This is a genomic window from Sphingobacterium sp. GW821-FHT03E03, assembly GCF_059420745.1.
Map to the genome: position 1 here is coordinate 108,594 of NZ_JBWKUH010000005.1, position 23,324 is coordinate 131,917.

The window sequence follows — 23,324 nt, forward strand, 5'->3', positions numbered from 1 at the left end:
TGAAGCTGTGTGCTATTCGGGATTTGAAAACGGAAATAGAAAGTATTAGAAAAGTAATTTAAATAAATTAGGAAGACTTTGAAGCTATTGCACGAAAGTCTTTTTTCGCTGTCAAAAGCTAATACCATTTAGCTATAATTTAAAAAATCAATTATGTGTAAACTTTTAAAAGAAGTTCGCCCTTCAAAAGGGCGGGCATCGATTCGTTCGTCCTAAAATTTCGACGGAAGGAAAAGTAGTTAAGTCCCTGACATGCTTTCAACGAGATAAGCCTAAAGATAAAATATCCGGAAGCGGTCCACTGGGGTACTAAAAAAAAGTATTTGAAATAAATTCTAACCAATTCATAATTTATGAGAACAAAACAAGTAGCGAGTAGAGCCTTGTACCGATTAGGTAGACTCTGGGTCTTTATGATTCTCACCTTTGGTCTTTGGGCCTGCAAGAACGATACAACGGCAATTATGGGAGAATCTAAGCCTTTTGATCCCAATAAACCAGTCGTCGTGTCTGATTTCAACCCAAAATCGGGCGGTATGGGTCAGCGTCTAATTATTTATGGGCAAAATTTCGGAAATGATCCGAAGAATGTTACTGTACTTATAGGAGGACAACAAGCAGTCGTTATTAATGCTTTAGGAGAGTCATTGTATTGCCTTGTTCCCAAACAGGCTTTCGCGGGGGATATCGAAGTGCGTGTTGGCGGGGCCGAGAAACCTGTCATAGGACGGGCTGAAGCAAAGTTTGATTATAAACGTAAGCTGGTGGTATCCACACTCGCTGGTTACAGGAATGCCCGCGGTGACGAACCTTGGAAAGATGGCAAGTTTAAAGATGCTGACCAAAACAAAATGGCGAGCGGCTTTTGGCTTTCCTCTTTTATGAAGTTTGACCCCATGAATCCTAAACATCTGTGGGTGACATTTGATGATAATAATGGCCTTTATCTGATCAATTTCGAGGATAGCACGATTACCAAAAAGCGTTCCGATTTTAACCGTCCGCGTAGTGTAGATTTTTCGGTAGATGGGAAATATATGATTGTGGCGCAAGATCGGGGAGGAGAGAACGATGAATCTACCCTCTTGTTTTCCCGTGCAAAGAGCTTTCTCGATAAAGAAGTACTGACCAAAAGTAGACAATGTAATGGGGCCTCCATCCACCCAATGAATGGGGAAATGTATTTTAACAGTTATGCAAAGGGAGAGTTCTTCCGTTTTGATCTCAATCAGTATTTCACCGATAAAACGGTAAAAGCTGAGCAGTTATATGTGATTCAGGATCCGGAGTGGGAGTATCGGGCCTTGATTCATCCGACGGGAAACTACGCCTATATTTTGGTGATTAACCAGGGTTATATTATGCGTGCGGACTACAACTGGGATAAAAAACGGTTTAACCAACCCTATTTAGTTTGCGGTAAAGTCCGTGAATCCGGTTATAAAGATGGGGTGGGATCCTCAGCCCGTGTCAATCAGCCCTACCAAGGGGTATTTGTAAAAAATCAAGCCTATGTGGAAGCAGGTAAACCTGATGTCTACGATTTTTATTTTACAGACCTTATGAATCATGCCATTCGTATGCTTACGCCTGAAGGTGCCGTAACAACTTTTGCTGGCAGAGGTAGTTCAAGCCTGAATACTAATCCTTACGGTTATGTTAATGGAGATCTAAGGGCAGATGCTCGTTTTGATCGACCATCAGGCATCGCCTATAATGAAAAAGAACAAGCTTTTTATATCGGAGACCGGGAAAATAGGCGAATTCGTAAGATCGCTCTGGAGGAAATGGATGAAAATGACCAAGATTAACCTGTGATAAGATGATAAATAAAATATTACTAACATGTATGGCGCTTCTCAGTTTCAGCTTGAGTGTGTTCGCACAAGAAATTGTTGAAGTAACGGGTGTTATTGTCGATACCCAAAGGTCCCCTTTGATCGGTGTCAGCATCGCTGTGAAAGACGCTCCGGGGCTAGGGACGACCACGGATAGCAAGGGTAACTATAAGATAAAGGTAGAGCGTTACAAAACACTCGTCTTCTCTTCTGTTGGCTATCAAAAACAGGAAGTACTTGTGAAAGATTCACATATCATTGATGTGAGTTTGAAAGAATCCGAGACCAGTGTATTGGATGAGGTGGTGGTAACAGGCACAGGAACTCAAAAGAAGCTGACTTTGACGGGGGCTGCAAGTGGAGTCGATGTAGAAACCATGAAATCCAACCCGACTTCAAGTATCACGAATGCACTCGCTGGAAATGTACCAGGAGTAATGGCGATGATGCAGTCTGGTCAGCCCGGTAGAAATATCTCCGAGTTTTGGATACGTGGTATTTCTACCTTCGGTGGTGGTAGCGCAGCTTTAGTTTTGGTAGACAATGTTGAGCGCGATATCAATGATATAAATATCGAAGATATTGAAACATTTACAGTGCTTAAAGATGCAGCTATGACTGCAATTTATGGCTCTAGAGGTGCAAACGGCGTTATCCTGATCACTACTAAACGCGGTAAAGAGGGAAAAATCAACATCAATTTTAAGGACGAAACCATTTATAATACGCGTACGATTACGCCTGAATTTGAGGATGGTGTAACTTATGCTAACCTACTAAATGAGGCCCGGATCACACGAAATTTTGAACCTATTTATCGTCCGGAAGAGCTGGAAATCTTGCGTTTGGGATTGGACCCGGATCTTTATCCCAATGTCAACTGGAAAGATCTGTTGTTGAAAGATGGTGCCATGACGTATAGGGCAAACCTCAATATGATAGGAGGAGGGGCCACAACGCGTTATTTCGTGTCGGGAAGTTATGTCGATGAAGGTGGTATGTATAAAACAGATGAAACACTGCGCAACGATTATAACACAAATGCTAATTATAAACGTTGGAATTATCGTCTGAATGCGGATATCAACGTGACCAAAAGCACGGTATTGAAAGTTGGTGTTGCGGGATCACTGGACAAACGGAATAGCCCAGGCCTGGGTGATCAGGATCTTTGGGGTTCTTTTTTTGGATATTCTCCGATCAGTACACCAGTGTTATATTCCAATGGCCGTGTGCCAACAATAGGAGATGGCAATAAGATCAATCCATGGGTCATGTCAACACAATCCGGATTCAATGAAAATTGGCAAAACAAAGTGCAGACCGATGTCACAATCGAACAGAACTTTGATTTTATTACCAAAGGTTTAAGGCTTAGGGGTATTGTCGGCTTTGATACCTATAATAATAACAATATCACACGTATTAAATTGCCTGAATTATGGCATGCCGAACGCGCGCGTGATGAGAATGGAAATCTCATTTTTACGCATAAGGCTAATCCCAGAGAAATGGAACAGGGAGGGTATTCCGAGGGAAATAGACGGGAGTTTTATGATGTTATGTTTAATTATGATCGCAAAATCGGAGACCATAATTTAGGAGCAGTAGCACGTTTTACCCGGGATGCTTTTACCAAAACAGTTGATTTGGGCAATGACATAAAAAATGGTGTATCACTACGTAACCAGGCATTAGCAGGAAGATTAACCTATAATTGGAAGTCGCGTTATGTTGCTGATTTCAATTTTGGTTATACGGGTTCGGAAAACTTTGCCATGGGGCAACAATATGGCTTCTTTCCTGCTGTCGCAGCAGCATGGAATATCTCCGAGGAACCTTTTGTCAAAAATAATGTTCCTTGGCTGAATTTGCTTAAGGTACGTTACTCCTGGGGTAAGGTGGGAAATGACCAACTTAAAATAGGTAACAACAACGAACGCTTCCCGTACTTATATACGATTGATGAAATCTGGCGTAGAGATAATAATGGGAACCTTATACTGGACGGCGGTCAGAGGATTCCCGAAGGAGGTTATCAATGGGCTGACTATGGCCTAGATCGTTATTATGGTGGTATTCGGTATAGTCAGGTGGCTTCGCCCTACGTAACATGGGAAATGGCTACCAAAAATAACCTGGGTTTGGATATCGCTTTATTTCGGGATAAAATTGTCGCCAACTTCGATTTCTTTGATGAGAAACGTACCGGCATTTATATGGAGCGAAGATTTTTGCCAAGCATGGTTGGCCTGGAAAGTATTCCAAGAGCGAATGTGGGCGGAGTAAAATCACGTGGTTTCGACGGACGCTTGGAATATAAACAGAAGATTGGTGAATTGAACCTTACAGCACGTAGCAATATCACCTATAGTAAGAACGAAATTACGGCAATCGATGAGGAAAATAACGTATATGGTTATCAAAATCAAAAAGGCTATCGTGTGGATCAGTCTATAGGATTGATCGCTTTAGGCTTGTTTAAAGATTACGATGATATTCGCAATAGCCCGAAACAACAGTTTGATAATAATCCACCAAATTATCAGCCCGGAGATATAAAATATAAAGATGTCAATGGAGATGGCATAGTGGATGATGGGGATCGGGTGGCCATAGGAGCAACGCGGAGACCTAATTTGGTTTATGGTATAGGTGCTTCGGTAAGTTGGCGCGGATTTGACCTTAGTGTCCATTTCCAAGGATCAGGGAAGTCTACTTTTTCGATTTATGGAAAAACGGTGCAAGCCTTTCGTGAAGGAGAATGGGGGCAGGTGATGAAAGGTGTCATGGGTGATAATCGTTGGATTTCTGCCGACATATCAGGCGATCCGTCAACCGAGAATCCGAATGCATCTTATCCACGTTTAAGTTTTGGAGACAATATTAATAATTTCAGAGAGTCGACATTTTGGTTAAAAAACGGGCAATATCTTCGTTTGAAAACCCTGGATATTGGTTATACACTGCCAAAACACCTCACCAATCGGATTAAGGCCAATAGCATCCGCTTCTTCCTCGTCGGCTCAAATTTATTGACCTGGTCAAAATTCAAACTTTGGGATCCGGAGCTGGCAACACCAAGGGGTGAGGATTATCCCCTGCCCAAGTCATTTACATTTGGCATCAATATTAACCTATAAAATTAGAAAAAGATGCAAAGAAAGACATTATATATTGCGTTGATGCTCGCTTTGGGCACAAATTTGATCTCATCCTGTAAAAAGGATTACTTAAAGTCCGACCAATATTTTAAAGATCGGATCACCTTGGAAAAAACATTTAAAAGCAAGCTGTATTCGGAGAAATGGCTGGCTCATGTATTTGAGGAGTTTAAAGGTGAAAATGCCGATGTCGCCAGTAAAGGCCTGACACCGCACTGTTTCGCAGATGATATGTATTATGGTGATCGGGACAAGGATTACGATCCATCAAAAAATGAACTGTCCTATAATATGTTTAAAATGGGTTTGTATACCGAAACTGATAAACAGGGGACATGGACTCAATCGTATCGCGGGATTCGGAATGCTTCAACCTTTATCCATAATATCTATATGAATACCGAGATGTCTGAGGCTGAAATCGTTGATTATCGGGGTCAGGCGCGTTTTGCGCGGGCTTACCTCTACTGGTTATTGCTCCGTAAATATGGACCAATTCCGATACTGCCCGATGAAGGCTTGGATTATACGGATAGTTACGAAGAACTGGCCATTGCGCGAAATACCTATGATGAGTGTGCTGAATTTATCAGCAACGAACTATTAACGGCCGCGAAAGAAATGGAAGCCCTTGGGATGAGACGTGGACAGGATGGCTCTAGCCGTCCTTCTGTAGGGGCAGCATTGGCTGCGCGGGCTAAGGTGCTCCTGTATGCTGCAAGTCCATTGGCCAATGGGAATAATTCAGGTTACGCGGCGCGACTGGTAGACAAGCAGATGAAACGCCTGTTGTCTGCCGATTATAAAGAAGAGAAATGGGCAAAGGCTGCTGCCGCTGCACGTGATGTCATCGAACTGGGGGTATATCGGCTTTACACGGCCCCTTTTCAGGAAACGGGTGATGAGGCAACAGTCAGACCTCCTCAGGATCATAATTTTTCGGATAAAAGCTGGCCAGCAGGTTGGGCAGATATTGATCCTGCCAAATCATATGCAGAAGTCTTTAATGGGACATTGACTGCTTCGGGTAATCCGGAGTTAATATTTACCCGGGGTAACAACCAGCCGAATGAGGGTATCGACCAAATGGTCATCCACCAACTACCGCGTTCAGCAACGGGATGGAATACGCACGGACTAACACAGAAGCTGGTGGATGCTTATTATATGAATGATGGCACGGATGTACCGGGTAAGGATAAGGAAATTGGCCGTGGAAATGGTTCAAATCGTATCGGTGGTTTTGTGTCTCAGGAGGATTATGACAACAAAAAATACAGACCATTGCGTCCCGGAGTGTCGTTGCAATATGCAAACCGAGAACCGAGATTCTATGCTTCGGTGGCTTATAGTGGAAGTTTCTGGACATTGCTTAATGAAACAAAAGAGGAAAACCGCAATAAACAAATCTTCTATTATAGCGCTGACCCAAAAGGGAACGGCTTTAATTCAGCGAATGGCTATTGGTTGCGTACGGGTTTCGGAGTTAAGAAGTTTGTTCATCCCAGTGATACTTACGAAGGCGGAGTTGGCTCACGTATTATTCCTAAGGCAGAGCCGGCCATCCGTTATGCAGATATATTGCTGATGTATGCTGAGGCGCTAAATGAGTTAAGCGGCTCGTATACGGTTCCGTCTTGGCGCGGATCAAGTTACTCGATCAGTCGTGACATTGCTGAAATTAAAAAGGGTGTCCACCCAGTTCGTATCCGTGCTGGAGTGCCTGACTATGCAGTCAGTATATATGGTAACAAAAATGAGTTGCGCAAAACATTGAAACGGGAGCGCTTTATTGAGCTGATGGGGGAAGGACAGCGCTACTATGATCTGCGCCGTTGGATGGATGCGCCAGTGGAAGAAGCATTGCCGGTCTATGGCTGTAACGTTTTGATGAACGTAGAGGAACGTGACCTTTTCTATCAGCCCGTCGCGATCTGGACCTTGAAGACAACCTTTGCTGACAAAATGTGGTTTTGGCCGATTAGCCATACCGAACTTAAGCGCAATAAGAATCTGACTCAAAATCCTGGATGGACTTATAATGATTAACCAAATATGCATTTTATGAACAAGTCATATATACAGTTGTTGTTCCTCACTTTACTCGCTGTCTGCAGCTCTTGTAATGATGAATGGAAAGAGGAACAGTTCGAACATTACATTTCTTTTAAAGCTCCCTTGGAAAGTGAAGGCGTCACGAATATCTATGTTCGTTACAAGGATGGGCAAAAGACCACCTTTATGCAACCGTTGGAAGTGAGCGGGTCGACAACCAACGATAATAATCTTTCGGTCAAGGTTGGGGTGGATGCTGATACATTGGGTATCCTGAATTACGAACGATTCCAGACGAGGACGGATTTTTATTACAAACAGCTCAGTACTAACTTTTTTACGATTCCATCAGCGGTGGATATCAAGTCTGGAGAAAATACCGGATTAATGGCCATTGATTTTACCCTGAAAGGTATTGATATGACCGAAAAATGGGTGCTTCCCTTGACCATTTTGGATGATCCGGGGGCTAAATATAAGGTCAATCCCCGGAAGCATTATAAAAAAGCACTATTACGCATCAACCCTTTTAACAATTACTCCGGGACCTATAGCGGGACGGCCTTGAAGGTAGTTATGGAAGGACATGAAAATGAAACCCCGATTGTAAAAAGTCAAATAAAGAGTTATGTTGTCGATGAGAATACGATCTTCTTTTATGCGGGTAATATAGATGAAGAGCGAAAGGACCGGAAGAATTATCAAGTTTTTGCAACATTCAATGACAAAGGTGGGGTAAGCTTTCGTGCCGTAAATCCAAATATGAAGTTCGTTGTCAAAAAAGATGCAAGTTATACTGTTTCAGAACAGATGGACGCCGTCCGTCCTTATTTATTGCATCGTTATATCACAATCAATAACGTGGATTACGAATTTACGGATTATACGCTTGTTTCTACTACGGCGATCAAATTCAAGGTTTCTGGCTCATTGATTTTGGAGCGTCAGCTCAATACACAGATTCCAGATGAGGATCAAGCCATTGAATGGTAAACTTTATCAAACCATTCGGCGAGCTATTGGTTATATCATAAGGTATAAAAGATAGTAGTTATGATTGGTATAGTAGGTGGCCTAGGTCCTTATGCAGGCTTGGATATAGCCAAGAAAATTATAGATGAAACAGTGGCAAGTTCCGATCAGGAGCACTTGCCACTGTTATTGTTTTCCTGCCCTAATTTAATTCCAGATCGTTCCGCATATTTATTGGATACATCGAAGGAGAATCCAGGAAAGGCAATAGCGATGATTTTAAAACAACTGGAGCAGGCTGGTGCAACGATTGCGGCAATTCCGTCGAATACAGCGCATGCAGAACCGATTTTTTCAGTTATCCAGGATGAGATGGCCCGTTTAGGGAATGAACTGAAGTTACTTCATATTGTTCATGAGACAGTACGCTTTGTTCATGAAAATTATCCAGAAAGTACAATAGGTGTGCTATCGACAGCAGGTGAACAGGCTTATAGCCAATACCGGGAAGCTTTTATGAAAAAGGGTTTTCCTATTGTGGAGCCTGAAGGTGCACAGAAAGAAAAGGTAAACAATGCTATCTACGATAAAGATTATGGTATTAAGGCACAGCCAGCACCTATAGCCAATAAGGCAAGAGAAGACCTATTAATGGCTATGGATGACTTGAAAAAACAAGGTGCTCAGGTGATTATTTTGGGTTGTGCCGAATTGCCATTGGCTATTCCTGAAAAAGATCACAACGGAATGGTTGTAATTGATCCCAATCGTATTCTCGCCCGAGCACTGATTCAAGCGGTTGCTCCCGGAAAACTCAAAGCACTCTAGTGTGGCTTTGTCAAATTGGCAGATTTTTTAGGGAAATGCTTGTTGGTATGAGTTTTGTCTTCTGATTAATAGTTGTTTATATAACAGGAAGGAACAGATGCAAAAGATCATACACCGAGAAAACGATCGTGGCCATGTTGATTTTGGTTGGTTGAAAAGTGCCCATTCGTTTAGCTTTGGGCAATATTTTGACCCAGAAAAAGTAAATTTTGGAGCGCTACGCGTATTAAACGATGATCAGGTTGAAGGGGGGCAGGGCTTTGGTCGCCATTCTCATGACAATATGGAGATTGTGAGCATACCTCTGGAAGGAGTACTTTCCCATCAGGACAGTATAGGCAATGTCCGAAACATTGAAACTGGAGATGTACAAATTATGTCTGCAGGAAAGGGAGTAAAGCATTCGGAGTTTAATGGGGACCAGAAGGAGCTTGTTAAGTTTCTTCAGATCTGGATAATACCCCATGAAATGAATCTTACTCCTGGTTATGACCAAAAGTCTTACCTTCATTTGGACCGTCATAATAAATTTGTAACCATTGTATCCCCTGATGTTTCGGATCCAGATGCGGTTCATATCCATCAAGATGCATATTTCAATATTGTGGACTTGGATGAAGGGAATACAATCCCGTACAATGTTCATTCTGAAAGAAATGGAATTTATCTTTTTGTGCTAGAGGGCAAGGTGCAGGTAGCAGACGAAATATTATCGCGAAGGGATGCCATTGGCATCTACGAGTTGGATAGCATTGAGATTAAGGCCGAGTACAATGCAAAGCTGTTACTTATTGAAGTCCCAATGTTTTAGTCCTGGAGTCTGCTCCTTTCATGATTGGGTAATACTTGATTTTATGCTAGTTGCATTGTTCGACTAGACCAGGAAGACGACGAAACAGTTGAAAAAGGAAATCTAAATAACTAATATAAAAATAAGGAGTTCTGTAAAAGGTACTCCTTATTTTTTGTAAATTGGAGTAGGAATAGAAGTAAAGCCCATGGACAATTTATTACATGCTTTTGAGGGCAGGGATGTCTTACTGATTATGTTTTCAGTGCTGATCGGGCTATTGATTGGCGTCGAACGCGAATACCGTAATAAATCTGCAGGATTACGGACCTTTATACTGGTGAGTTTTGGCTCCTGCCTTTTTACTATTATTTCGTTGAAGATAGGTGTCGGAAATCCAGATCGACTAGCAGCTAATATTATTACAGGAATTGGTTTTTTAGGGGCTGGAGTAATCTTTAAAGAAGATAATAAAGTTAGTGGCATTACAACAGCAACAACGATATGGGCGACCGCATCTCTGGGAATGTGTGTCGGCGCGGGGTATATTTTTTTAGCCTTTATCGGTGTAGGATTGGTTTTAGTGATTTTGGGGCTGTTGACCTATTTACAGACTTATATTGATAATTACCATAAAATTAAAGACTATGAACTCCAGACGTTATCTGAAGCAGATTTTGAACATACAGAGCAGTTGATCAGACAGATGGGGTTTAAAGCAACGGTTGTAAATCAACGGTATAATAAGGAAAGTCTGAATACCACCTGGCGATTGACAGGCAACATAAATCAACATAAAGAGCTCGTTAAAGTTTTGCGAAGGGATAAACAAATTGTTGCATATCAATATTAGGATGGGGAACCGGGATCTGAATCCTGTACCGGGGAAATCTTTTGCAACAACTGATTCACCTCGTCTTCGGTTGCGGTCAATTTTGCCCGACATACCTCAATTAGATCAGATGCACGTTTGATTTTCTCAGCAAGTTCATCAATATTTGTTGTTCCATTCTCAATTTCTTTTACAATCGTTTGTAATTCATTGAAGGCATCGGTATATGTATATTTTTGTTCCATTGTATGCTATCTCTTTAAATTTTTCAGTTTCAAATAATTCCGTTAGCTGTCTTCGAATCCGTCGCTAAGCGATTTCTTATCCGTTACAGTACTTGTAATTTCGCCATCTTCCACCATCGTTTGGATCAGATCACCCGGAGATAGCTGATCAACAGATTGAAGTAACTTGCCGTTGACTTTTGTGATGGAAAACCCCTGTTTAAGCAGTCGTCGCGGATCAGAAAGCTGGATAATCCGTTCGGTGTGCGCCAACGCTGTTTTATGTTCATAAAAGCGTAGCTTGATCAACGCAGCCAGTTCGTGTTGAATCTGTTGAATATTGGCGCGCGCAGTCTGAAGTTCTCTTTTCCCAACCCATTGGATATGCGTTGCCATTTGAGACAAAGTATTCCTTTCTTCCTTAAAACGAGTAGTGATCAGGTGTTGGATGCTTTCAGTTGCTTTGTCAATAGGAACAGAAAAATTATGAAACTTTTGAATGAGGAAGTCAGCCAGCTCACTTGGTGTGATTGCATTTTTGTAGGCTACCATCTCACTCACGGTATAGTTGGTAGAATGGCCAATTCCGGTCAATACAGGAATAGGGAAGATTGCTATAGCCCTTGCCAACAAATAATTATTGTAGCTTGATAGACCAACCTCACCACCACCACCACGAATAATGGCGACCACGTCAAATTCAGCTATTTTATCGGCGATCACCGCGAGTTGATTGATGATTGAGGGGATAGATTTATCACCCTGTAAGAGCGCCGGAAATAAGGTGCATTCCAACCGATAACCCCAAGGATTTTGATTGATAATCTTGTAAAAATCGGAAAGGCCTTTACTTGTTTCCACCGAAACAATGGCTAGTCTTTTTGGAAGCATTGGGAACGGAACTGATTTATTAGCCTCGTAAATGCCTTCTTCTTTGAGCTTTCTAATGCTATCCAGTTTTTCTTTCTCCAGCTCCCCCAACGTAAAAGTTGGATCAATATCGACAATCCTTAAGCTCAAACCATACATCGGATCATAGGAAATACTTGCCTGAAATAACATCGTAATGCCTTCCCGTAGGGGTTCTTGCGCAATTTTCAGAAAATTGTTGTTGATTCGGGTGAAGTCTGCTTTCCACAAAGTTGATCTGATCTCAGCTACAATTTTACCGTCTTGTTTTTCAACAAGCTCAGGGTAACAATGTCCGGAATGCGTATAATGGTTGAGCTTATTCATCTCCGCCTTGATCCAATATAAGCTCTTGTAACGCTCAGCAAGCGTTTTTTGGATACTTTTGCTTACCTCCAAAAGGGAAAATATTGTTTTATCTTGAATCAATTCCGGCATTAATCAAACTTACAGAAAAAAAAAGATTTATACTTGCTCATGCCAAAAATCCATCTGTTGAAGCTGTAAAAAAAAGGCGTAACAAAATTGATTTTTTTAAAGGAAAGGACTTTGCTTTTTTATTTTATTCGTATTTTTATTTGATAGAACCTAAAAAACGATAAAATCAGAATGAAAAAAGGATTTTTTGGGGTGTTATTTGCAGGTTTGTTCTGTATTGGCCCCTTGTTCGCTCAGTATAAGTCGACCATAAAGAATGAAACCATACTTTACAATAATGTTGATCAGCTACTCCCTCTGGGCAATCTGGCGCAGTTACGTATTGCCGTCGTTGTGCCTAATGCTGAAAAATATGCCGCGTTTACAAACCAATTGGCACGTTATGCAGGCATAACGCTATTTGATTTCAGTAAATTTGATGAAGATATCAAATATTATAATACGATTATTGTTGCGGGTAATGAAGATGATTTGGATGCTGACTGCTTGTCACAGTTAAAGCAGGCAGTGCTGAACAATAAAAAGGTTGTTCTTTGTCATTTCTTTGAACAGGAACGCAACAAAAAATCATTGTCCGAACATCCACAGTCTGATTTGATCGAGTTGTTGGCACCCTTTACCGAACTTGGTCAACGCAATGCTGCGATGTCTATTTTTGGTGGTGCCGCGATTACTGCAGGAAATATTAAGACGGCCCAATCGAGACTACAATACAGTTTAGGTGAAAACTCCAATCTGAATTTGGGTAAATTGACCAAAAAAATTGATGCAATTGCTCAAGAGGCCATTGAAAAGCAGGCGACCCCCGGTGCAGTTGTGATGATTATCAAAGATGGGCAGGTGCTATTGGAGAAATCTTATGGTTATCATACCTATACAAAAGACATTCCAACAAAAACAGGTGATATTTTTGATCTGGCCTCAGTCAGTAAAATTGCGGGCACAACTCCTGTTATTATGCGATTGACGGAGCGCAATATCATTAATCTCGATAGTACGATGGGGCATTACCTCTTGCAGGCAAAGTATACAAATAAAAAGGATATCAAATTGCGTTCTGTGATGTTACATGAAGCAGGGTTTACGCCATTTATCCCTTTTTATAAATATTTGAAAGCAGGTGATGTTGTCGCCGTACCAGACCAACAACATCAAGTCAAGATGGCTGACAATAGTTATATTCTCAATCATTATTACCGCGATCTGATGTGGCCCGAAATGTTAAAATCACCTGTTAAGCCAACAGGAAACTATGTGTATAGTGATATTAGCATGTATGTGATGAAGGAAGTTGCCGAACATCAGACGGCCGAACCATTGCAGGATTATGTTCAGGAGAATTTCTATCGACCATTAGGGATGACACATGCCGGATATCTTCCCAGGGAACGATTTGCGAAGGAACAGATTGTACCTACGGAGCAGGATACTTCGTTCCGTAAAACATTGTTGGAAGGATATGTGCACGATCAGGGGGCAGCGATGGCCGGAGGTTTCGCTGGACATGCCGGCTTATTTGCTACAGCCAATGATCTCGCGATATATGGACAGCTTTTGCTCAACCGTGGAGAATACGGCGGTGAGCGGTATTTTAAGTCTGAAACAATAGATCTTTTTACGTCTAAGCAGTCTGCGACAAGCCGAAGAGGATTGGGGTTCGACCGCTGGGATCCAAACCCGAAAAATGAGTATCCCTCTAAATTGGCCAATAGTACTGTTTTTGGGCATACGGGATACACAGGCACATGCATCTGGGTGGATCCCCAAAATCAATTGATTTACATATTCTTATCCAATCGCGTGCACCCGCAGGTCAGCACCAAATTGTTGGATCTCAATATCCGTAGCCGGATTCAGGATGCCATTTATGAAGCAATCAATGAAGTGAAGAAATGATAAAAAACCTATTGTTCATGGGGCTGGGCATGTTGTCTTTAAACAGGTTGGCTTATAGTCAGGATTATAAAAAAGTTCATCAGGATCTAATTATTGTGGATGGACATAATGATGTAATCTATGAATCAATTTTAGGAGGAAAGGATATTGGTCAACGATTGAGTACGGGCGCTACGGATTTGCCGCGACTAAAAGAAGGTGGAGTCGATGTGCAGGTATTTGCTGTTTGGTCCGATGACGCAAAATGGAAGACTGGAGCATTTGAACATGCCAATGCGCAAATAGATGCACTGGAGAAAATGATCGTTGCCAACGCCAAAAATATTGCCTTGGCAAAATCAGTAAGGGATATTGATGCTATTTAAAAGCTGGAAAAATTGCTGCATTGATCGGTGTGGAAGGCGGTAATATGATCGAAGGGAGCATAGATAATCTCATCAAACTCCATGAACGTGGCGCGAAATATTTAACCTTGACCTGGAACTATAATGTACCTTGGGCGAGTTGTGCTGCGATGGAGTCTGGTAAGATGGATGCGAAGGCAAAAGGATTAACTGATCATGGGAAAGCGATCATTCGGAAAATGAATGAACTTGGCATGCTAGTCGATCTTTCCCATGGTGGTGAGCAGACTTTTTATGATGTCATTACGGTTTCCAGCAAGCCAATATTGGTGTCACATAGCAATGCCTACCATTTATGTCCACATTTCCGAAACCTGAAAGATGAACAATTGGAGGCCCTGAAGAAAAATGGCGGTGTGATCGGTGTCAACTTTTACTCTGGTTTTTTAGATCCCGAGTATGAGACACGATTAAAGAGAATCTATACACAGCAATTTGGTAAGGATGCCGATACTACATTGAGTACCTGGAAGATGTATGATAAGCTGCCCATTGATGTTAGGTATGAAGTCGATGCACCAATGTCCAAACTATTGGACCATATTGATTATCTCGTTGGGAAAGTAGGAATTGAACATGTTGCTGTTGGATCGGATTTTGATGGCATCGAATCTGCTCCTCAGGGCTTGGAAGATGTTTCTAAATTTCCTTTATTGACAAAAGGACTTTTAGAAAGAGGTTACAACAAAGCAGATATCGCTAAAATCATGGGACAGAATTTTCTACGGATTTTAAAAGAAAACGAAGGGTAAAGTAAAGGATAGAAATTTGTAATTTCGTAGAATGGCAAAAACAAAATCAGCATATTTCTGTCAAAACTGTGGCTATGAGGCTCCCAAATGGATGGGACAGTGTCCTTCGTGCAAACAATGGAATAGTTTCGTGGAGGAAGTGGTCGAAAAGTCAAGCTCAAAAGTTCCTGAATGGCGAAGCACGACGACAACAACGGGGAATACAAAGCGGGCAAACAAGGCGGCTATTATTCATGAGATTGTATATCAGGATGAATCGCGTATCTTGACTCCAGATCAGGAGTTTAATCGGGTGTTGGGCGGGGGAATCGTCCCGGGTTCCCTGGTGTTGATAGGAGGCGAACCCGGAATTGGAAAATCCACATTGATGCTCCAGCTGGCTTTGTCCATTCCACAGGTTAAAACCCTGTATATTTCCGGAGAGGAGAGTGAGCAGCAAATCAAGATGCGGGCCGAGCGATTGTCACAATCCTCTAAAGCCAATTGTTATATTTTGACGGAAACATCTACACAAAATATTTTCAAGCAGATTGAGACAGTACAACCTAATGTCATTGTCATAGATTCCATCCAAACCTTGCATTCAGCGCAGATTGAATCGGCACCGGGTTCGGTTTCTCAAGTGCGGGAATGTACAGCCGAATTACTCCGGTTTGCCAAAGAAACCAGTACCCCAGTATTTATTGTAGGACATATTACCAAGGATGGTTCCATTGCAGGACCGAAAGTCTTGGAACATATGGTCGATACCGTACTTCAATTTGAGGGCGACCGCCATCACGTCTACCGTATATTGCGTGCGGTAAAAAATAGGTTTGGCTCCGCGTCGGAATTGGGTATATATGAAATGCAGGGCTCCGGATTGCGTGAGGTGTCAAATCCGTCCGAAATTATGATTTCACAGCGAGATGAGCCCGTGAGTGGTGTTTCTATTGCTGCCATGCTCGAGGGAATGCGGCCGATGATGATTGAAGTTCAGGCTTTGGTGAGCAATTCAGCATTTGGTACAGCCCAACGTTCATCTACAGGTTATGATACAAAACGATTAAACATGTTGTTGGCTGTATTGGAAAAGCGATTTGGTTTTCGGTTAAGTGCACAGGATGTTTTTTTGAATATTGCCGGAGGACTTCGTGTTGAAGATCCAGCCATCGATCTGGCAGTTATCGTGGCTATTATTTCGTCACAACAAGATATTCCGATAAAGACCAGTCTGACCTTTGCAGGCGAAGTTGGTTTATCCGGGGAGATCAGAGCTGTCAACCGGATTGAACAACGTATCCAAGAAGCCGAGAAGTTGGGCTTTGATGGGATCTTTATTTCCAAGTTTAATACCAAAGGATTGGATGCCAAGAAATATAATATTGCCATTAGACCAGTAGCTAAATTGGAAGACCTGTTTAGCGCTTTATTTGGCTAAATAGAATAATAAATCAGTAAAAAAAAAACAGGTGCCCGATTTTCGGACACCTGTTTTTTTCTTTAATATTTCTCCTATTGCCCTGTAGCCTCTTGGCTAACATACATTCTTACTTCAATACTTCTTTTAGCTTCGCACGTAAAGCATCTCCATGTAAATTCTTCGCAATGATTTTTCCATTCGGATCAATCAGTACATTTTGGGGAATAGATTTCACCGCGTACAATGTACCAACATCATTTTGCCAACGTTTTAAGTCAGAAACATGTTTCCAATGTAGCTTGTCTGTGTGAATGGCCTTGATCCAAGAGTTACGGTCTTTGTCAAAGGATATACCCAGGATTTCAAAGTTGTCTCCTTTGAACTGTTCGTACGTTTTTACAAGATCTGGACTTTCAACGCGACAGTCTGGACACCATGAGGCCCAAAAATCAAGTAATACATATTTACCTTTGAAATCGGATAGTTGTACAGGGGTGCCTGTTGTATCATTTTGTGTAAAAGCAGGCGCAACTTTGCCGATCTGAACCGTCTCCAGTGCATTTAGATATTCCTGAAACTCTTTCCCTTCAATGGAATTTTTTACATTGCCACTCAAGGTATTATAAAGCGCCTGTAATTCAGTATAGACAGGGTCGTAACCGCCTACACGGCGCAAATCAACTAAAGTTGAGATGGAATCCGGTGCAGCTTTTACGCGGGCGATATATTCCTGTTTGGTCAATTCTTTTTTCTGTGCTAAACCAAAGAACGGAAGAACCAAAAAAAGTAGTGTGATGTATTTTATCATGTTGCTATTCTTGTATATATTTACAAATATAAGAAAATCCACTAATTTGGTAGATTAATAAAATGTCAAAAAATGAACTTCAACCTAATAGCTAAACTTCCACATGTCGGTACATCGATCTTTACCAGGATGACCATGCTTGCCAATGAGGAGCAGGCGCTGAACCTTTCACAAGGTTTTCCGGACTTTGAGACAGATCCCAAGCTTGTGCAATTGGTCTCTGCCGCAATGGAAAAAGGACATAACCAATATGCACCAATGATCGGTGCACAAAGTCTACGGGAGACGATCGTAAATAAATACAAGAAGGTATATGCCGTGGATATAGATCCGACTGAGGAACTCACGGTGACAGCCGGAGGAACCCAGGCCATCTTTACGGCTATAGCAACAGTTGTTGGTGCTGGAGATGAAGTGATTATATTCGAACCGGCATATGATAGTTATGCCCCAACGATTGAATTGTTTGGGGGTAAGGTTATTCCAGTTCGATTATTGGCACCAGATTTTCAAATTGACTGGGATTATGTGGCTACACTGATCAACGAAAAAACACGATTGGTGATTATCAATAATCCGAATAATCCTACTGGAAAAGTACTTGGAAAAGAGGACCTGAATAAACTTGGGAAGCTATTAGCGGGAACAAATACCCTCTTATTAAGCGATGAAGTTTATGAACATCTCGTTTTTGATGGCGTGTCACCACAATCTGTTTTAAGTATACCGAGCTTACGGGAGCGGAGTTTTGTTGTCGCTTCCTTCGGAAAGCTGTTGCATACTACGGGATGGAAGATCGGCTACTGTGTGGCGCCAGTCCTATTGATGCGTGAATTTCGGAAAATCCATCAGTTTAATGTATTCAGTGTTAATACGCCGATGCAGATTGCAATCGCTGAATATTTGAAAGATATTGCTTATGTGGAGAGTCTCGCTGGCTTTTTCGCGAAGAAGAGAGACTTACTCAAAAATGGATTAGTACAGTCTCGTTTCAAGATTCTCCCTTGTGAAGGAACCTATTTTCTTAATCTCGATTATAGTGCCATTAGTCAGGGGAAGGAATTTGATTTTGCCTGCTATTTGACAAAACATCACAAAATAGCGACCATTCCACTCTCTGCGTTTTATAAACAAGCTACAGATCAGCAGGTTTTACGTGTTTGTTTTGCTAAGCAAGATGCCACTTTGTTAAAAGCAGTAGCGATTTTAAACGAAATATAGCGGGATTTCTATGCTAAAATAAGGGCTAAAAGGTTTTATTTAAAATATTGTTAAGAATAAGCCACTTTATTAAAATTTTACTTCAACTTAACTCACTAATTTCATAAATTTGTAATTCACGTTTATCAATATATCCATAAAATGGCTAGATTAAATTTATTGGAAGAAACACGCTTCGAAAAAGTCCCCGTAAGCGTCTATCCAGATCAAAATTCAGCTTCGAAAAACGTTGCAAATCGTATAGCTGAAATTATTCGTGCAAAGCAGGAGAAAGGTGAAAAAGCTGTTCTAGGTCTTGCTACTGGTGCTACACCGGTTAAAGTTTATCAAGAATTGATTCGCTTGCACAAAGAAGAAGGTTTAAGCTTTAAGAACGTGATTACCTTCAATCTTGATGAATATTTTCCTATGCAACCTGACGCCGATCAGAGCTATGTGACTTTTATGAACAAAAACTTGTTCGATCATGTAGACATTGATAAGGCGAATGTAAATATTCCTGATGGTACCCTGGCACCGGATCAAGTCAATGCATTTTGTGAAGCATACGAACAAAAGATTACAGCTGCTGGTGGTTTAGATATTCAATTATTAGGTATTGGTCGTACAGGCCATATTGGTTTTAATGAACCAGGTTCTGCTCCAAACTCTGGTACTCGTATTGTTACCTTAGACGATTTGACACGTCGGGATGCATCACGTGCTTTTGGTGGTAAAGAAAATGTACCGAGAAAAGCCATCACGATGGGCGTAGGTACAATTTTCAAAGCGCGTGAAATTATCTTGATGGCTTGGACTGAAACGAAAGCCGAGATCATTAAGAAAGCGGTTGAGGGTGAAATTTCGTCAGAGATTCCTGCAACCTATCTTCAACTATCGGATAATGTCGAATTCATCTTAGATGAAGCAGCGGCATCCTTGTTGACACGTTTTGACCTTCCATGGTTGGCAGAAGATGTTACCTGGACGCCAACATTGATCAAAAAAGCTGTTGTTTGGTTAGCGCTGGAAATCAATAAACCGATTTTGAAACTGACGGACGAAGACTATAGCGCTCATGGTATGGCAAAGTTGGTGACAGAAACTGGCCCTGCTTATAATATCAATATTCGTATTTTTAATGAACTTCAACATACGATTACAGGATGGCCAGGTGGTAAACCTAATGTAGACGATTCGCAACGTCCAGAGCGTGCTAATCCAGCTAAGAAAAATGTGATTGTATTTTCTCCACACCCTGATGATGATGTCATCTCTATGGGCGGTACATTTATCCGTTTGGCTGATCAAGGACACAATGTGCATGTTGCTTACCAGACTTGTGGTAATACAGCTGTGTGGGATGATGATGTAGTACGTTATTTAGAATTTGCTGAAGATCTGGCAAATCAAATTGGTGCAAATACAGAGGCCGCTCAAATCAATCGGATTTATGATGAGGAAAGAGCAATCTTTGCAACGAAAAAACCTAATCAGATCGATACCGAACTTGTTCGCAAAATAAAGGCATTGATCCGTAAAGGAGAAGCTATTGCTGGAGCTCGTTTAGTCGGGTTGCCAGATGAAAATATCCATTTCCAAGATCTACCATTCTACGATAGACAAAAATTTGCGAAAGAAGTATCGTTTGAAGATGATATCCAACAAACGATGGAATTGTTGCGTCAGGTGAAACCTCACCAAGTATTTGCAGCAGGAGATTTTGCAGATCCACATGGTACGCATAAAGTGTGTTTCGATATTTTGTTCGAGGCTTTGAGAAGATTGAGCAAAACTGACGAGTGGACAAAAGACTGTTGGTTGTGGTTGTATAGAGGTGCATGGCATGAATATCCGATCCATGAGATCGAAATGGCTGTTCCATTATCCCCACAAGAGGTATATCGCAAGCGTTTAGCGATCTTCAAACATCAGTCTCAAAAAGATCTACCTGTATTCCCAGGTGATGATCCACGTGAATTCTGGGTACGTGCTGAAGACCGTACAAGCGATACCGCATCAATGTATGACCGATTAGGTCTTGCAAACTATGAAGCGATTGAAGCTTTTGTAAGATGGAAATTTGACTAAAATAGTCTGAATTGATATAGGAAAGCGCTGAATCTTAATTGGTTCAGCGCTTTTTTGTTTTTAGTTGTTATAGCAAGCAAAATTTTTATACCTTTGCCTTGCTATTTAGATTAATTAAAAATAAATACCAAAGATTATTAACATGGACAAACACTTACTTGCACTTGCCTCTACATTTTTAATCGGAAGCGCTGTATACGGTCAAACTTCAGGAATCGTAAAAGGAAAGGTTGTGGATGCAAACAACAACCCATTAAGCTCAGTAACCGTTTCAATCGGTGATAAAACAGTACGGACAGACCATAAAGGTCATTTTAGACTTCAGGGTGTCGATCAGAATGTAATCATTCGTTTTACTTACTTAGGTTACCAGGCTACATCGGTTGATTATGTATTTAGTTCCACTAGCCGTGAGGTCGTCATAAAACCGGTGGTGTTAGTGAGCAATGAGCAAGCTATCGATGAAGTGGAAGTGTTCGGTGAGCGGAATAAAAAACCGAAGGGGCTGGAGATGATTACCCGTATGCCGTTAAAACCTTCTGATCAGATTCAGAGTATATCGGTGATATCCAACAAAGTAATTCAAGATCAGGGTATATTAACATTGACTGATGCTGTTCGAAATATTCCGGGTGTTACGCTATTTGGTTCTTACGGTGGCGTCAAAGAATCACTATCTACACGGGGTTTCAGGGGTGTGCCAGTTTTGAAAAATGGCGTACGTATGGACTCGCAGTTTCAGACAGCTTCTGGCGTCGTTGATATGCAGGGGGTGGAGTCTATTCAGATGATCAAAGGATCTGCAGCGGTGACGCAAGGTGTTATTACTGACCTTGGGAATGCCGGTGGGGTGATTAACGTCGTGACAAAGACACCTAATTTTACAAACTCTGGCGAGGTTGGGGTACGTGTGGGAAGCTGGGGGCAGTTTCGGCCAACATTCGATTTTCAGACAGTATTAGATAAAAAGGAGACTGTTGCTTTTCGTATGGACGGAGCCTATGAAAGAAGTGATAGTTTCAGAAAAGGCCTTTCAGCCAATCGTGTCTATCTGAACCCATCGCTGGCTTGGAAGCCTACGGAGAGAACAACGATCACATTGGAGGGGGATTATTTCAACGATAACCGCACTCCGGTAAATTCGGCAGTTAACCTGAACCCTTCGCAGGGTGTCAATGCATTGTATGTCATTCCCAACAATAAATTCTTGGGAATGAATTCTGATAATGTGAATACGGAGATGAAGAGTTTTATGGGCCAGATCAATCATGAATTGACCGATCGTTGGAGCATTCGCGCTTCGATAGCGACCTCATCTTATCAGGTCGATAACCTGACAACATCAGCGACTCTGATAGAGGACAGTGAGAAAAAATACAATACTTTTTCACGGAAGATGAGCAAGAGCTTAAGGGATGATAAGAATAAGACATTTCAGTTTGATCTGATTGGAAAAGATCTTTATACAGGTAACGTAAAACATCTGGTACAGGCAGGGATTGATTATCGTATCGCTGATGCGACAACAACTTCATTTGGCACGAAATTGAGTTTGTTGGACAGTAAAGTTCTTTTGTCAAAGGCAGATCAGGCAGCTTTAGCCGGTGGTGCGATTGACGTGGTTGATATTCATGGCGATTGGGCCAACGATTTGACGCAGGTATCTTATGTGGATTCATTGGGGAATAAACAGGTAGGAAAAAAGGTGGCTTTTGAGGCTAAAACGCCGGTGAGAAATTACTATTCTTCTGTTGGCTTCATGGCGCAGGATGTTATTGAATTCAATAAATATATTAAGGCAGTATTAGGGTTACGTTACTCTGAAATCACCACGAAGGACTTTACATCAAACGGAAATAAAAGGGAATCCGCCTGGAATCCGATGGCGGGAGTTATCGTTACGCCTTTCGATAATTTTAATGTCTTCGGATCTTATACGAACTCGACCAATCTCAGAAGTGCTGCCAACATTTTAACAGACGGGACCAAGGCTGGAGCTTCAACGACAGAACAATTTGAAGCAGGAATCAAGTCCGATTGGTTAGGCAATAGATTACGGTTTAATTTAACCTATTTTCATATCTATACGTCAGACTTGACCAATGCGGAATACAATTCCGAAAATCAGACAACTGGACTTTATTTTAAAGCCGGTGATTTAATCCGGGATGGGATCGAAGCGGAATTAAATGGTCGTGTGTTGGAAAATCTAACAGTAATGTTAGGTTATGCATATTTGGATGCCCGATATAAAAACTCTCCATCCTATATGAATGGCTCCGCGCCGATGAATGCGCCAAAACATACCGCCAATGCTTGGGTACAATATGTCTTTAATCAAGGAGTCTTAAGAAATCTGAGTTTAAGTGCCGGTGTTTATTACGTAGGCGATCGTCCAGTGAATGAATATAGTTTAACGCCGCAGGGGCATGGTGAATATTATGGAACCGAACCATTCAATATGCCAGCCTATACAACACTAAATGCGCAGGTTGGCTATAAATGGCGAAGGTTTGATGCAAAAGTTTTTGTTAACAATGTCACCAACGAGATTGGCTTGAACTCGTATTTCCGAGGTGGTTTTATCAATCAGATCGATCCTAGAAATGCTGCTGTATCATTAAGTTATAAGTTTTAAGCAGATAGCATTTAATCGTGAGCACAATTAAAAAAGGATGATTTCGAATAGAAATCATCCCTTTTTCAGTTTTAGAATTGCTA

General features: G+C 41.5%; 17 protein-coding genes. 14 read left to right on the plus strand and 3 right to left on the minus strand.

Translation table 11 applies throughout. The features are described from left to right. Window positions 1-353 precede the first annotated feature (353 nt). From AC07UV_RS08320 to AC07UV_RS08350, 7 genes are all read left to right on the plus strand, one after another. Window positions 354-1,811, plus strand: coding sequence for an IPT/TIG domain-containing protein (locus AC07UV_RS08320; RefSeq protein WP_495183331.1), 1,458 nt, complete (start codon window positions 354-356; stop codon window positions 1,809-1,811). A gap of 11 nt (window positions 1,812-1,822) precedes the next feature. Then, window positions 1,823-4,981, plus strand: coding sequence for a SusC/RagA family TonB-linked outer membrane protein (locus tag AC07UV_RS08325; protein ID WP_495183332.1), 3,159 nt, complete (start codon window positions 1,823-1,825; stop codon window positions 4,979-4,981). A 12-nt stretch (window positions 4,982-4,993) separates the two neighbouring features. Continuing rightward, complete coding sequence (locus AC07UV_RS08330; protein ID WP_282251275.1) at window positions 4,994-7,051, plus strand: RagB/SusD family nutrient uptake outer membrane protein; 2,058 nt, start codon at window positions 4,994-4,996, stop codon at window positions 7,049-7,051. Between the two features lie 15 nt (window positions 7,052-7,066). Further along, window positions 7,067-8,050 carry a DUF4973 domain-containing protein gene (locus AC07UV_RS08335; protein WP_495183333.1) on the plus strand — a complete coding sequence of 328 codons (984 nt, stop codon included), beginning with the start codon at window positions 7,067-7,069 and terminating at the stop codon, window positions 8,048-8,050. Window positions 8,051-8,110: 60 nt separating this feature from the next. Continuing rightward, the gene (locus AC07UV_RS08340; RefSeq protein WP_282251273.1) at window positions 8,111-8,857 is read left to right on the plus strand and encodes an aspartate/glutamate racemase family protein; all 747 of its coding nucleotides are present in this window, start codon (window positions 8,111-8,113) and stop codon (window positions 8,855-8,857) included. Between the two features lie 97 nt (window positions 8,858-8,954). After that, complete coding sequence (locus tag AC07UV_RS08345; RefSeq protein ID WP_495183334.1) at window positions 8,955-9,668, plus strand: pirin family protein; 714 nt, start codon at window positions 8,955-8,957, stop codon at window positions 9,666-9,668. Window positions 9,669-9,855: 187 nt separating this feature from the next. After that, window positions 9,856-10,500 (plus strand): MgtC/SapB family protein, encoded by a 645-nt coding sequence (locus AC07UV_RS08350; protein ID WP_282251269.1) that lies wholly within the window; start codon window positions 9,856-9,858, stop codon window positions 10,498-10,500. Here AC07UV_RS08350 and xseB read toward each other — a convergent pair. Next, window positions 10,497-10,724: an exodeoxyribonuclease VII small subunit gene (gene xseB, locus AC07UV_RS08355; RefSeq protein ID WP_259185623.1), complete on the minus strand. Its 228-nt coding sequence runs from the start codon at window positions 10,722-10,724 to the stop codon at window positions 10,497-10,499. The genes AC07UV_RS08350 and xseB overlap by 4 nt on opposite strands. Before the next feature lie 42 nt (window positions 10,725-10,766). Continuing rightward, window positions 10,767-12,050, minus strand: coding sequence for an exodeoxyribonuclease VII large subunit (gene xseA / locus AC07UV_RS08360; RefSeq protein ID WP_495183335.1), 1,284 nt, complete (start codon window positions 12,048-12,050; stop codon window positions 10,767-10,769). 171 nt (window positions 12,051-12,221) lie between these two features. Between xseA and AC07UV_RS08365 the strand changes: the two genes are divergently transcribed. From AC07UV_RS08365 to radA, 4 genes are read left to right on the plus strand one after another with little or no spacing between them, the layout of a single operon-like run. Then, the gene (locus tag AC07UV_RS08365) at window positions 12,222-13,946 is read left to right on the plus strand and encodes a serine hydrolase domain-containing protein (protein WP_495183336.1); all 1,725 of its coding nucleotides are present in this window, start codon (window positions 12,222-12,224) and stop codon (window positions 13,944-13,946) included. Then, complete coding sequence (locus AC07UV_RS08370; RefSeq protein WP_495183337.1) at window positions 13,943-14,311, plus strand: membrane dipeptidase; 369 nt, start codon at window positions 13,943-13,945, stop codon at window positions 14,309-14,311. Before AC07UV_RS08365 ends, AC07UV_RS08370 begins: the two co-directional genes overlap by 4 nt. A gap of 29 nt (window positions 14,312-14,340) precedes the next feature. Further along, window positions 14,341-15,102 (plus strand): dipeptidase, encoded by a 762-nt coding sequence (locus AC07UV_RS08375; protein WP_495183475.1) that lies wholly within the window; start codon window positions 14,341-14,343, stop codon window positions 15,100-15,102. Between the two features lie 31 nt (window positions 15,103-15,133). Continuing rightward, a complete protein-coding gene (gene radA, locus AC07UV_RS08380) occupies window positions 15,134-16,522 on the plus strand; it encodes a DNA repair protein RadA (RefSeq protein ID WP_282251259.1) in 1,389 nt (462 codons plus the stop codon). 109 nt (window positions 16,523-16,631) lie between these two features. Here the strand turns inward: radA and AC07UV_RS08385 are convergent, their stop codons facing one another. After that, a complete protein-coding gene (locus tag AC07UV_RS08385; protein WP_282251257.1) occupies window positions 16,632-17,312 on the minus strand; it encodes a peroxiredoxin family protein in 681 nt (226 codons plus the stop codon). A 72-nt stretch (window positions 17,313-17,384) separates the two neighbouring features. Between AC07UV_RS08385 and AC07UV_RS08390 the strand changes: the two genes are divergently transcribed. The 3 genes from AC07UV_RS08390 (at window position 17,385) to AC07UV_RS08400 (ending at window position 23,241) form a co-directional block, all read left to right on the plus strand. Further along, window positions 17,385-18,533, plus strand: coding sequence for a methionine aminotransferase (locus AC07UV_RS08390; protein ID WP_495183338.1), 1,149 nt, complete (start codon window positions 17,385-17,387; stop codon window positions 18,531-18,533). A gap of 141 nt (window positions 18,534-18,674) precedes the next feature. Next, window positions 18,675-20,603: a glucosamine-6-phosphate deaminase gene (nagB, locus tag AC07UV_RS08395; RefSeq protein WP_495183339.1), complete on the plus strand. Its 1,929-nt coding sequence runs from the start codon at window positions 18,675-18,677 to the stop codon at window positions 20,601-20,603. Window positions 20,604-20,745: 142 nt separating this feature from the next. Further along, window positions 20,746-23,241 (plus strand): TonB-dependent receptor domain-containing protein, encoded by a 2,496-nt coding sequence (locus AC07UV_RS08400; RefSeq protein ID WP_495183340.1) that lies wholly within the window; start codon window positions 20,746-20,748, stop codon window positions 23,239-23,241. Window positions 23,242-23,324: the final 83 nt, after the last annotated feature.

Bases quoted from the DNA above. Each gene is read 5' to 3' on its own strand.
- AC07UV_RS08320 (WP_495183331.1), top strand. From the start codon at position 354: ATGAGAACAAAACAAGTAGCGAGTAGAGCCTTGTACCGATTAGGTAGA.
- AC07UV_RS08325 (WP_495183332.1), top strand. From the start codon at position 1,823: ATGATAAATAAAATATTACTAACATGTATGGCGCTTCTCAGTTTCAGC.
- AC07UV_RS08330 (WP_282251275.1), top strand. From the start codon at position 4,994: ATGCAAAGAAAGACATTATATATTGCGTTGATGCTCGCTTTGGGCACA.
- AC07UV_RS08335 (WP_495183333.1), top strand. From the start codon at position 7,067: ATGAACAAGTCATATATACAGTTGTTGTTCCTCACTTTACTCGCTGTC.
- AC07UV_RS08340 (WP_282251273.1), top strand. From the start codon at position 8,111: ATGATTGGTATAGTAGGTGGCCTAGGTCCTTATGCAGGCTTGGATATA.
- AC07UV_RS08345 (WP_495183334.1), top strand. From the start codon at position 8,955: ATGCAAAAGATCATACACCGAGAAAACGATCGTGGCCATGTTGATTTT.
- AC07UV_RS08350 (WP_282251269.1), top strand. From the start codon at position 9,856: ATGGACAATTTATTACATGCTTTTGAGGGCAGGGATGTCTTACTGATT.
- xseB (WP_259185623.1), bottom strand. From the start codon at position 10,724: ATGGAACAAAAATATACATATACCGATGCCTTCAATGAATTACAAACG.
- xseA (WP_495183335.1), bottom strand. From the start codon at position 12,050: ATGCCGGAATTGATTCAAGATAAAACAATATTTTCCCTTTTGGAGGTA.
- AC07UV_RS08365 (WP_495183336.1), top strand. From the start codon at position 12,222: ATGAAAAAAGGATTTTTTGGGGTGTTATTTGCAGGTTTGTTCTGTATT.
- AC07UV_RS08370 (WP_495183337.1), top strand. From the start codon at position 13,943: ATGATAAAAAACCTATTGTTCATGGGGCTGGGCATGTTGTCTTTAAAC.
- radA (WP_282251259.1), top strand. From the start codon at position 15,134: ATGGCAAAAACAAAATCAGCATATTTCTGTCAAAACTGTGGCTATGAG.
- AC07UV_RS08385 (WP_282251257.1), bottom strand. From the start codon at position 17,312: ATGATAAAATACATCACACTACTTTTTTTGGTTCTTCCGTTCTTTGGT.
- AC07UV_RS08390 (WP_495183338.1), top strand. From the start codon at position 17,385: ATGAACTTCAACCTAATAGCTAAACTTCCACATGTCGGTACATCGATC.
- nagB (WP_495183339.1), top strand. From the start codon at position 18,675: ATGGCTAGATTAAATTTATTGGAAGAAACACGCTTCGAAAAAGTCCCC.
- AC07UV_RS08400 (WP_495183340.1), top strand. From the start codon at position 20,746: ATGGACAAACACTTACTTGCACTTGCCTCTACATTTTTAATCGGAAGC.